We start from the raw sequence: 11,557 nt of genomic DNA on the forward strand, positions 1-11,557 counted from the left end.
GAGCGTTTTTACACACTCTGGGCCGATCTCTGCCAGTCATAAAGCCGAAATCAAGCTGAAGAACGAGCTCGGCGATGTATGCGCAATTATGAGGACTCAACACTAAAAACGCCGACTTAAGAAGGCGGTAAAGAGCCAGTCGCGGTATACACAGGAAAAGACATCATCGTTTCTGCTGGCGGATACTCGTAGGTTGAGGACAACACGGCACTGAGTCGATCGCCCAACAGGTTCCAGGCGTGCTTCTTCTCTTCGGCATAATCGTGATGCAGGTAGTGGCGTCTCACCCGAGAACCGGCCAGTACATGATTTTGGCAGCGATCGATGACGTCAAAGCTAACGCCTAAGGCTTGCATCATCGTCGCGCCCGTGCGGCGCAGATCATGCGGCGTCCAGTTGCCGTTCTGGCCGTCGGCAAGGACCAGGGTGTCGTCATGACGCCGTCTGGAGAGGGCCTTGCGGTTTTTGAACCGGGCCTGGCGATCGCCGACCTGTTTACTCACCACCTTTACGTCCACATGCCCATCATCCTGCTTGTTCGGAAAGCACCACTGGGAGTCTCCTGTCAGGGTCTTGAGTTCCTGAAAGAAATGCAGGGCGAATGGGGAGAGGAAGACATGGTGGTCCTGTTTCTTGCCCCGGGAGCCTTTGACGTTTTCACTGGGGAGGAACCACGTTTGCCGCTCCAGATCGACATTTTTCCATTCGGCTTGCAGCAACTCGCCAATCCGGCACAGCGTGCCCAGGCTGATCCAGAGCGCGAGTTGAGTTTCTTTCTTCAGTGGTCGAATGCCTTCATATTTTTGGCCGGCGGGGAGGGCGTTGTAGTCGGCGGTCATTTGTTGGAAGCGGTTATGCAGTTCCAACAGCTCAGCCGGGGAAAGGATGCGGCTTCTTTCCGCTTCGTAGTCGGCAGGGATCAATGGGGAGATGTCGACCAGTTCAGTCGGATCACCCTCAACCAGTAACGCCCGCCAAGGTGGCGCTTTCTCGCCCAGCTGAACATCTGGGTGAGGTCGGCGAAGAAGCTGATGGCTTGCCGGTGAGCGCCGCGGTTGACCACGGTGCGGATCAGCGCCCGAACATCGTGTTCGGAAGCATTGTTCACCGCTGTCCTGCCGAGTGCTGGCAAAAGGTCCTTGTTAAAGCGTCGTTGCAACTCGCCATTGCCGTCTTTACGCGCGACGCCATCCAACAACCAGGCCTTGGCCAGATCCTGGACGGTCAGCGTTTGCACCTTCGTCGTTTTTACTTGTTCAGCCTCTACTTTAGCAGCGGCGTATGCCTGTGCTTTGGCGGTTTTCTTGTGTTCGTTGGGATTGATCTGCTCATCGATGAGCGCTCGGGCCTGGTTGCGTGCCTTGCGGATGTCCGTCAGGGATTTGCGCGGCCAACCGGCAACACTGGCGACCGTCATAGCCGCGGGCCAAACAGCCCGTGTGCGAGTCGGTGCTCGAATGGGAATGAACGCCTTTATGAACGCGTGTGAGGGCATCCGCTGCCAAGCGCTTCAACACGCCCTGCAGGGTGATTTGCGCAGTACCCTTGCGCGCAAGAAGTCTCAGTTGATGATTTACGGAAGCGGTGCCGATGAAGTCGAGGTCTTTCTTGAATACATCGCGCCACAGCGTCGACTGATGATCTTTGGCGCGGGTCATGACGCCCAGCCTTTGGTGCGGTTCGCCAGGGATTTGAACTGGCATGTAACGGTGGTGGACGGGCGTGCGTACTTTACTCGCCCGGAACGGTTCCCTGGAGCAAGCCAGGTCATTGTTGCACCTATCAACGAACCCTTTAACTTATCCAGTGCTGTCGACGGTGCCGCAGTGGTGATCATGACCCACAGCTATCGACAAGATCGGTATAGGCTTGAAAACGTTTTGCAATGTTCTCCCACCTATGTCGGGCAGTTGGGTCCTCGAGAGCGAACAGAACGACTGCTTGATGAGATGGGCGCATCGGCCCGTTCGCCAGAAGTTGTGCCCGGGTTTCATTATCCGATTGGGTTGGATTTGGGGGGCGATACCCCGGCGAGCGTGGCCTTGACCATTGTTGGCGAGATCACGGGCATGCTGAAATACCGCAAGACCACCATTCACCAAGCTTGTGAGCCAACCCACTCTCCAGCGGTGGGCGGCCTGCAGGCGAAAATGGAAGCGTAGCGTCTGCCCGAAGCGTGCTACTGATTTATGTTGGGTCCTTGTGTAGTGGCGCCTCAACCGCCGGTTCACCACGGGGTGATCTTCCCGAGGGTGATGATGCTCGCTGAGGCTCTGCTTCGCCACGTCGGCTCCTGGGCACCGTCGCTGATGGTGCCCAGGTTCTTGGCTTACTCTGCCTGAAAGTTCCGGCGGGTACGGCTATCAGAAAAGGCTGATGTTATAGCTGAGGATCAGCCGGTTCTCATCAATATCGCTACGGTAGTTGGAGCGCGCAGTAACGTTGCGGATGCGGATACCCACTCCACGCAGCACTCCACTCTGGACAGCGTAGCCAATATCCAGATCGCGCTCCCAGTCCTGACCTTCAAACCCCCGCCCAGTGGTGACGTTGTCTCCAGTCACGTAGCGCAGAGTGGTGGTCAGACCGGGAATGCCGAGGGCGACGAAGTCGTAGTCGTGCCGGACTTGCCAGGAGCGTTCATCTGGTGCGGCGAACTCGTAGGTAGGTAGGGTATTGCCAAGCGGGTTGGTGTTGGCGCCAACCTGGATGAAACCATCGTCACCGCCGATCTGCTGGTAGCCCAGGTAGAAGGTATGGCCGCCGCGCTTCGCCGACAACAGGTTGAACAGTGCATGGTTATCGAGCTTGCCGGCGATGCTCCGGCCGTCGTCGCGGGCATCGAAGTAGCCGACACTTATGCCTAGCGTCCAGTCACCTACTGGCTCGGCGTGCTTGAAGCTGTAGTAACGCTGCTGGTAGATGTCTTCCAGTTGCGCCTGCCAGAGACCGACGCTGGTGTGATTGGAGTTGAAACTGTAGTCGGCACCCAGATAGTTGAAGCGGTCGCTGGTGAAATTGGCGATACGCGCCGGGTTGATCGGGTCATTGATCAGCGCATACATCTCCTGGGTGTTACTCGAGTCGCGCAGGCTGGTGGAGTGCAGCTGGCCAGCGTTTACGGTCAGTCCGGACAATTCGTTGGAAACCAGCGAAGCGCCCTGGTAGGTCGGCGGCAGCAGGCGCAGATCGCTGTAGACCAGTACTGGCAGGTTGGGCCGCAGCTCACCAATCTTCAGCTCAGTGCTGGAGACCTTGAGTTTCATCGCCGCACCCAGGCGGCCGTACTCATCGGCGGATCTGCCGTCGTCGTGTGTCGGCAGCAGTCCGGTCCTGGCCCGGCTCGGGCTGCTGTCGAGCTTGACACCGTAGAGGCCGAGCACGTCCACGCCGACACCGATACTGCCCTGTGTGTAGCCTGAGCGGGCATCAAGGATAAAGCCTTGGGCCCACTCCTCGGCCCTGGATTGCTTGTTGGGGCCGACGATGTCCGAGAAATCGCGGCTGAAGTAGTAGTTGCGCAGTTGCACGTTGGCCGTCGCGCCTTCGATGAAGCCTGTTTCTTCGGCGAGCAGGTGCGGAGCCAGGCCGAGTGTCAGGCAGCCGCCTAGGGCGCCGCTGATTGCATGGGCTTTGCGCAGTGCAGGAGTGTGCATGCTGTTGATCTCTGGAATGAGGACAAAGCGCCTCCCGTCAGACGAGGTCGAGGCCTGTCCGCAGGAGGGGTTTGAACATGAGGTGGCTGATGGTTCGCGGGCCTGGCTTGAGCTGCTCCGCGTCGGTGGGATCAGCCGCAAGGGGGGCTGTATGAGATCCCCTTGCGACTCACACCAGGACACGCAGTTGCCTGGCTGACGTGTCTCAACGATTGACCAGCTTGGCCGGCAGGGCGATCACCAGGAAACTGCTGAGAATCAGGCAGCCGGCGAAGAACCACAGTGCGCCGGCGCTGCTGCCGGTGACGTCGATGGCCACGCCCATCAGCGAGTTGCTGACTAGCCCGGCGATGTTCGCCACCGAGCAGGCGAGGGCGAAGCCGGTGGCCGCCGCGGTGCCTTTGAGAAAGGTTGCCGGCAGGCTGAAGAACACCGGCACCGCGCCGATGATCGCCGCCGACGCAATAGCGAACAGCACCACGGTCGCCACCACGTTGTCGACAAAGAAGGGCGCACTGGCCATGGCTGCCGCGCCCACCAGAAAGGGCACGATGATGTGCCAGCGGCGTTCGCGGTGTTTGTCGGAGCTGGCGCCGATCAACAGCATGCCCAGCAACGCGGCGATACTCGGCAGCGCGGTGAGCACGCCGATGTGAAAGGTATCGACGACGCCTGCGTTGCGGATGAAGGTCGGCATCCAGAACCCCATGGCATAGGCGCTGAGCAGGATCGAGAAGTCGATGCCACCGAGCATCCACACCTTCAGGTTGAAGAAACCGTCGCGAAAGCTGTGCTTGCTGCCGGTGGAGTCGGCGTCGTCGGCGCGCAGTTCCTGTTCCAGCAGGTTTTTCTCGTCATCGTTGAGCCATTTAGCCTGGCGGTAGTTGTTCGGCAAGGCCCAGAAGGTCAGCACACCGAGCAACACGCTGGGTATCGCTTCGAGGAGGAACAGCCACTGCCAGCCGCGCAGGCCGCCAGCGTAATCGAAATGCCCCATGATCCAGCCGGACAGCGGGCCGCCGAGCACGCTGGACAACGGCAGGCCGATCATGAACAAGGCGATGATGCGGCCGCGGCGATAGGTCGGGAACCAGGTGGTCAGGTAATACAGCACCCCCGGCAGAAAGCCCGCTTCGGCGGCGCCGAGCAGGAAGCGCAGGATGTAGAACTGCGTGGTGGAAGTGACGAGCATGGTGCAGGCCGAGAGCAGCCCCCAGGTGATCATGATGCGGGCGATCCAGATCTTCGCCCCGACTTTTTCCAGGACCAGATTGCTCGGAACCTCGAAAATGATATAGCCGACGAAAAACAGACCGGCGCCCAGGCCGAAAGCCGTTTCGCTGAACTGCAGATGCTCGAGCATTTGCAGTTTGGCGAAGCCGACGTTGATCCGGTCCAGATATGAGGCCAGATAGCAGAAGCAGAGGAAGGGAATAAGCTTCCAGGTGATCTTGCGGTAAAGCGTCTGGACTGGGTCTGCGACGGTGGTCGCAGTGGGTGTACCTACATTTGCAGAGGGCATGGGTGTCTCCTGGCGGTGACTTTGTGATTGTTGTTTAGCCGCGGATCAATGCTTTGGTAGCACCGGTTGGCGGCTTCCAAAGGCAGTGTCAGAAGACTGGGCAGGGTTTGATGTCGACCCTTGCTCAGTATTTGGCGACCAGTGCTCTACGGCCTGGTTCTTACGGCAGATATCCATTTCTGCCGGTTATTCGGTAAAGCCATGAATCTGTGGAGGTTGCAGGCTTGCCCGGGAGGGCGCTGTGTCAGCCCGGGAAAACCAATGGCCCTCTCATTTTCTGAACTGCGACATGGCCTCCTGTTTACTCACCACATCGCCATACTTGCTATCAATGTCGAACAGGTTGGCTTCGTGTGGTGCGGGGTGCCGATCGCCGACGCATTCGCGAACAACGATGGTCCGGAATCCATGCTGCACGGCATCTACCGCCGTCGCGCGAATACAGCCACTGGTTGAGCAGCCCGCCAGTACCACGGTGTCGATACCTTTGGCGCGCAGCATCGACGCCAGGCTGGTGCCAAAAAACGAGCTGGCGTATTGCTTGCTGATGACCACTTCGTCCGGGTTGGGCAGCACTGGCTCGCAGAAAGCAGCCAGTGGGTTGCCCTCGACCATGTCTTTCATGACGGGTGCTTTTTTGACCCACATGCCGCCGTCGGCAAAATGCCCTGGGTGGTAGCGAATGTTTGTATGCACGACCAGGATTTCATGTTGCCGGGCGCAGGCTAGCAGTTCGACGCTCTCGGCTACAGCGCTGACCACGCCTGGCGCGTACAGCGGTGCGCCTTCTTGGGTATAGCCCTGCATGAAATCGATCATCAACAGCGCAGGCTTATTGCCAAAGCCGATGCGCTGGCCCCACACGCCCTGATAGTTGGCGTCGGCACTTTGTTCTTGGTTCATGACACGCTCCTATTTATAAGCGCCAGACAGCAGCGCGCCCGCACCCGGAACGATGGGCTCCAGGTCCAGTGCCTTGAGCATGGCGTAGGTGGTGGCGATGGCGGCGGTGAGTACCGGTTTACCGGTTTCGGCCTCGACTTGTGAGACCACTCCCAGCGATTGCATCTGCACGCAGGCCGACAGGACGATCACATCCACGCCTTCAAGGTTCATGTCGCGCACAATGGCGGGCAGGTTGTCCGGGTTGTGGCGAGCGACTTCCAGGTTGTCGGGGATTTCCAGGGCGCGCCAATCCACCACCTCGAAGCCTTCCTCGCGGATGTAGTTGACCACCAGCTCGGTCAGCGGCTTCATGTAGGGCGCGACAATGGCGATGCGCTTGGCGCCCATGACCTTCAGGCCATCGATCAAGGCGCCGGCGCTGGTGATGACCGGTGCGTTACCGTCGTTGTCGGCGGTGGCCTGGCGCAGGCGTTTCTCGGACTGGCGATGGTAGCCCAGGCCCATGGCCATGATTGCGACCAGGCAGGCATAACCCAGTACATCGACCTTGGCGTCCGACAGCTCAATGGCACAGCGGTCGGACTCGCCGTCCATGGCCGCCAGTTCCTCCTTGCGCACTTGCTTCATGCGCATGCGGCTGGAGTGAAAGGTGAAGCGTTCGGGGCGGATCAATTGGCGTGCTGCCAGCATCGCCGGGATCTCGGTTTCCATGGTGGTGTTGGAGCTCGGCACAATCTGGCCGATACGATAAGGCTTGATCACAAGCTGTCTCCTTTGCAACGTGCGTTGAATTCAGGTCAGGGGCTGGCCGAGAAAGTTGCCAAACGCCGCGAAAAATCCTTCGAGGTCATCCCACGGAATCATGTGTCCGGCGTTTTCGACGTGAGTAATCTGGATTGAGGGTTGCAGGTCGCGAATTTCCGCTTCGTCCCCGGCCTGGATTACGCCGCCGCGACCGGCAACGATCAGCAGGGCAGGGACAGGCAGGTGCGGCAGATCCTGATGAAAGTCCACGTCATGAAAATCGTTGAAGGCGCGGACGATGGCAGGTGTGTAGCAGGTGTGCAGCCACTCGGCGCGTACTTGCAGTTGCTCCTCGGTCCAGGTCGGGCAGAAGGCGCGCATGGCGGTAGCGTCCATCCCGGTCAGTGATTGGCGGATAGAGTCCACGTACCAGGGCAGCTTGCTCGGGTACTCGCGCCGGCCGGGGCCGGAGACGGGAGGATCGATCAGTACCAGGCTTTGCAGGCCTTCTGGATTGCGTACGGCGCTGCGCACGGCAAAGCGCGCGCCCATGGAGTGGCCCACCAGGTGATAGGCATTGATGCCCATGGCTTTGGCGAATGCGCCGATGTCATCGGCGCAGGCGTCGGTGCCGTAGTCCAGTTCCGGTCCGGTGGAGGACAGGCCGCGGCCACGAGCGTCGAGTACGTAGGTATCGAAATGCTGGCCCAGGCGCTCGGCGACAAACCCCCAGGTGATAGCCGGGCTGGTGATGCCGGGAATCAGCAACACTATCGGTTTGCCGGTGCTGCCCTGACCGCCATAACGCAGGTAGTGCTGGCGGATACCATTGGCTTGAACGTTGCCGCCCTGAATGAAGGTGCTCATGCAGCCACTTCCGATTTCAGTGGGTGGCCGTAGAGGTCATAACCGTAGACCCAGGCCGGATCTTCCTGTGTGCGCAGCCAGGTGTTGGCATTGGACACCGCCTGTACTCGCGAGGCGCGGTCCTTGCGGTTGGCTTCGTATAGCTTGAACGCGGTGCGGTAATCGGTGAGCCCGGTTTCCTGCAGGCAGCGGGTCAACATGGCGGCATCTTCGATGGCCATGCCCGCGCCTTGGGCCATGTGCGGTTTCATCGGGTGGCAGGCATCACCCAGCAACACCATCCGTCCACGGCTCCAGAGCGGCAGCGGGTTGCGATTGAGCAGCGGCCATTTGGTCACGCTTTCACTGGATTCGATCAACGCTTGAACGGTGGGGTGATAGCCCTGGAATGCGTCGTACATTTCGTCGCGGCTGCTATCGACAAAGCTGCCCTGGAAGTCCCAGGCCGGGTGCGGTACGCCGGTGACGTAGTAGTACTCATCGCGCTTGCTGGTGGTGTGGTAGACCATCATGTGACGATCTTCGCTCCACCACTTCACGCAGTTTTCAAAGTCCATGTTGTACTTGGCCAGCACCTCGCCGCGAATCAAGGCGCGATGCGCAACCCAGCCGCTGTACAGCGGTCTTTCCGCACCGAGCAACTCTTCGCGAATTCTGGAGTTGATGCCATCGGCGCCGATGACAATATCGACCTCTGTGGTGCTGCCGTCGCCGAAGTGCAGGCGCACCAGTTCATCGGTTTCCTCGATCCCGGTCAGGCGCTTGTTGAAGTGCACAGTGCCCGGCGCAATGGTCGACATTTGCAGTGCATGCAGGTCCCCGCGGTGCACGGTGATGTAAGCCGCGCCGTATTCCTTGCGAGCGAATTCACCCAAGGGGATGCGGGACAGATAGTCACCGCTGGCACCGTCGCGGCTGAACCAGAAGTCGGGGTGCGAACCCATGTCGCTCAGCTTCTGTTCAATGCCCATGCGACGGAAGATTTTCATGATGTTCGGGCCCATGTGAATGCCCGCACCAATACGGGAAAACTCTGGGGCCTGTTCATAGATATCGACCTCGAACCCGGCTTTCTGTAACAGCGTGGCAGCAGCAGCGCCACCTAGACCGGCGCCGACGATTGCGATTTTTTGTTTGTTTCGCATGGGGGGGCTTTCCTTCGATTTGAATATGTGGCTGGTGAGATCGGGTTGTCGTCTCGCCGCGATTTGGAGTGTATACGCTATTGTTTTTGAATTGGAAGAGCCCGTTTGAAAAATATAAAATCAGCGATAAATAGCGCGCGTAACGCTAAGTAACCCTTATTTAGTGGGGATGTGTTGCTTTGTAACGTTTAGCTCCTTCTCTTCAGGCGTCCGTCAATTTAATGTTTTATCGTTAATAAATAGCGTATACACTTCAAAATCGTGCAGGTGCCAAGCTCGCCGCCTTGCTTTGGTGCACAGGGTGCGAGGCGTCGAACGAACTCAACAGGTTAAGAGGAAGACAAGAAATGCCGGTAAGCGATTGCGAACTGACCCAGATGTTTGAACACGTGTTGAAACTGTCGAAAGTGGACTCGACTCAAAGCGTCGCGGTACTGAAAAGCCACTACTCCGACTCGCGTACCGTGCGGGCGGCCATGGACGCCGCGCAGCGTCTTGGGGCCAAGGTCTATGCGGTCGAGTTGCCGTCATTCAATCACCCTATGGCCATGGGCAATGACATGACCGCTTACTGTGGCGACACCGCGCTGACCGGCAATATCGCCGCGCAACGGGCGCTGGAAGCGGCGGACCTTGTGGTCGACACCATGATGTTGCTGCACTCGCCGGAGCAGGAGCAGATCCTCAAGACCGGGACGCGCATACTGCTGGCGGTCGAACCACCGGAAGTGCTGGCGCGGATGCTGCCTACGCTGGCGGACAAAGAGCGGGTGATGGCAGCCGAGAAGCTGCTGAAGCAGGCGCGCTCGATCCACGTGAAGTCCAGGGCCGGCAGTGATTTCAAGGCGTTGCTCGGACAATACCCTGCGGTCACCGAGTACGGTTTTGCCGATGAGCCGGGGCGTTGGGATCACTGGCCCAGCGGTTTTCTATTCTCCTGGCCAAACGAGGAAACCGCCGAGGGAGTACTGGTGATCGACGTCGGCGATATCCTGTTGCCGTTCAAGAATTACTCGCGAGAGAAGATCACCCTGGAAATCGAAAAGGGCTTCATTACCTCGATCCATGGTGGCTTCGAGGCCGAATACCTGCGCGATTACATGAAGTACTTCAACGACCCCGAGGTGTACGGCATCTCCCATATCGGCTGGGGTTTGCAGCCGCGTGCGCAGTGGACCGCCATGGGCTTGCATGACAAAAACGACGGCATGTGCATGGATGCCCGGGCGTTCTACGGCAACTTCCTGTTCTCCACCGGGCCCAATACCGAGGTTGGCGGTACCCGAAAAACCCCGTGCCACCTGGACATCCCGCTACGCCATTGCGATATCTACCTCGATGATCAGGCGGTGGTCCTGGGTGGTGATGTGGTAGCGCCGCAGGCATCTATCGCGCGGTGATATAAAAGAGGGGGGCGGGACTGTGACCCATCACGATTGAGTTACCTTGATCCCCCTCGCAGGTTAATGTAAACGCCACTTACTTTTTTTTTGATAGAGCCCGCCGTGCCGGATACGACAGACATCACTCCACAGACAACCGCTCCCTATGCCTTTTCCGAGCAGGTCGGTCATTTGCTGCGCAAGGCTTACCAGCGCAACATGGCGATCTTCCAGCAGAACGTCGACGATTCGCAGCTGACCGCTGTGCAGTTCATCACGCTGTGCGCCGTGCGTGATGCCGGACCTAGCTCATTGACCGAGCTGGTCAAGGCCACTGCGGTGGACCAGGCGACCATTCGAGGCATCGTCGAGCGGCTCAAGGCGCGCGACCTGATCACCCTGGAACCAGACCCTCAAGATCGGCGCAAAGTCATCGTTGGCCTGTCCGACAGTGGCCATCAATTAGTGCGTGATACCGTGCCTCATGCTGCCCGTGTCAGTGAACTGACCATGGGTAACCTCAACCCGGCCGAGCGCGTCGCGATGCTTTATCTGCTGCGCAAAATGATCGATGACGTCGACGATTAACGAGTGACAAGCCGCCCCTGGCATTCTTCTTGCCTCTGATTAATGAAGTAGATACTTCATGAAAAGATGTAGTCAGGGGTAACGTGAAGAGTCGGGTAGCCATCCCCCTCTTCAAGCTCTAGAACCCGCAATGGCACTGCGCTCGATCTGCGCAGTACGTATTCGCGGCCCCGGTCACGCCTTTTTCATGTAGTGATTACTTAATAAAAAGCCGCACCTCAAGAGAGCGAGCGGTAACACCTGGAGAGTGCGACATGAGTGAGCAAGCACTGGCGCCGGAAAAGACCGTGACGCTTCACGTCAATGGCCAGACCACTACGGTCTGTGCCATGGCCGACACGCCGCTGTTGCTGGTGCTGCGCAATGATTTACAGCTCAACGGCCCGAAATACGGTTGTGGCCTGGGCGAGTGCGGCGCCTGCACGGTGATCATCGATGGTGTTGCGGCGCGGGCTTGTGTGTTCCCGTTGTCCGGTGCCGAGGGCCGGGAAATCACCACCCTCGAAGGCATTGGCAGCCGAGAGCATCCGCACCCGGTGCAGCAGGCCTTTATAGATGAGCAGGCGGCGCAGTGTGGCTACTGCATGAACGGCATGATCATGACCGCCAAGGCTTTGCTCGATCGCAACCCGCACCCCAGCGAGGCACAGATTCGCAACGAACTGTCGGCCAATCTCTGCCGCTGCGGCACCCATATCGAAATTCTTCGTGCGGTACTGCGTGCCGCCCGTCAAAAGTCTTGAACGG

The 11,557-nt window shown here is 58.9% G+C and carries 10 protein-coding genes and 1 pseudogene; 4 read left to right on the forward strand and 7 right to left on the reverse strand.

Annotation, left to right across the window (positions count from 1 at the left end):
• Positions 1-116: 116 nt before the first annotated feature.
• A pseudogene (locus AC1D1M_RS05950) lies at positions 117-1,393 on the reverse strand (tyrosine-type recombinase/integrase); the annotation flags it as partial.
• A gap of 70 nt (positions 1,394-1,463) precedes the next feature.
• Between AC1D1M_RS05950 and AC1D1M_RS05955 the strand changes: the two are divergent.
• Positions 1,464-2,162 carry an XdhC family protein gene (locus AC1D1M_RS05955; RefSeq protein WP_477774901.1) on the forward strand — a complete coding sequence of 233 codons (699 nt, stop codon included), beginning with the start codon at positions 1,464-1,466 and terminating at the stop codon, positions 2,160-2,162.
• A gap of 201 nt (positions 2,163-2,363) precedes the next feature.
• On the opposite strand, the gene AC1D1M_RS05960 is transcribed toward AC1D1M_RS05955, so the two are convergent.
• From AC1D1M_RS05960 to AC1D1M_RS05985, 6 genes are all read right to left on the reverse strand, one after another.
• The gene (locus AC1D1M_RS05960; protein ID WP_477774902.1) at positions 2,364-3,656 is read right to left on the reverse strand and encodes an OprD family porin; all 1,293 of its coding nucleotides are present in this window, start codon (positions 3,654-3,656) and stop codon (positions 2,364-2,366) included.
• Between the two features lie 205 nt (positions 3,657-3,861).
• Positions 3,862-5,178 carry an MFS transporter gene (locus AC1D1M_RS05965; RefSeq protein ID WP_477774903.1) on the reverse strand — a complete coding sequence of 439 codons (1,317 nt, stop codon included), beginning with the start codon at positions 5,176-5,178 and terminating at the stop codon, positions 3,862-3,864.
• A gap of 270 nt (positions 5,179-5,448) precedes the next feature.
• Positions 5,449-6,081, reverse strand: a complete 633-nt coding sequence (locus AC1D1M_RS05970) for an N-carbamoylsarcosine amidohydrolase (RefSeq protein ID WP_477774904.1) — start codon at positions 6,079-6,081, stop codon at positions 5,449-5,451.
• 9 nt (positions 6,082-6,090) lie between these two features.
• Positions 6,091-6,846 carry a maleate cis-trans isomerase family protein gene (locus AC1D1M_RS05975; RefSeq protein WP_108217713.1) on the reverse strand — a complete coding sequence of 252 codons (756 nt, stop codon included), beginning with the start codon at positions 6,844-6,846 and terminating at the stop codon, positions 6,091-6,093.
• A 30-nt stretch (positions 6,847-6,876) separates the two neighbouring features.
• Positions 6,877-7,695 (reverse strand): alpha/beta fold hydrolase, encoded by an 819-nt coding sequence (locus AC1D1M_RS05980; RefSeq protein WP_477774905.1) that lies wholly within the window; start codon positions 7,693-7,695, stop codon positions 6,877-6,879.
• Positions 7,692-8,840 carry an FAD-dependent monooxygenase gene (locus tag AC1D1M_RS05985; protein ID WP_046043572.1) on the reverse strand — a complete coding sequence of 383 codons (1,149 nt, stop codon included), beginning with the start codon at positions 8,838-8,840 and terminating at the stop codon, positions 7,692-7,694. Before AC1D1M_RS05985 ends, AC1D1M_RS05980 begins: the two co-directional genes overlap by 4 nt.
• Positions 8,841-9,187: 347 nt before the next feature.
• Between AC1D1M_RS05985 and AC1D1M_RS05990 the strand changes: the two genes are divergently transcribed.
• From AC1D1M_RS05990 to AC1D1M_RS06000, 3 genes are all read left to right on the forward strand, one after another.
• Positions 9,188-10,240 (forward strand): 2,5-dihydroxypyridine 5,6-dioxygenase, encoded by a 1,053-nt coding sequence (locus tag AC1D1M_RS05990; RefSeq protein WP_046043574.1) that lies wholly within the window; start codon positions 9,188-9,190, stop codon positions 10,238-10,240.
• A gap of 105 nt (positions 10,241-10,345) precedes the next feature.
• Positions 10,346-10,810 (forward strand): MarR family winged helix-turn-helix transcriptional regulator, encoded by a 465-nt coding sequence (locus tag AC1D1M_RS05995; protein ID WP_477774906.1) that lies wholly within the window; start codon positions 10,346-10,348, stop codon positions 10,808-10,810.
• A gap of 254 nt (positions 10,811-11,064) precedes the next feature.
• Positions 11,065-11,553 (forward strand): (2Fe-2S)-binding protein, encoded by a 489-nt coding sequence (locus AC1D1M_RS06000; RefSeq protein WP_477774907.1) that lies wholly within the window; start codon positions 11,065-11,067, stop codon positions 11,551-11,553.
• Positions 11,554-11,557 lie beyond the last annotated feature (4 nt).

This window comes from Pseudomonas sp. P1_F7, assembly GCF_056405655.1.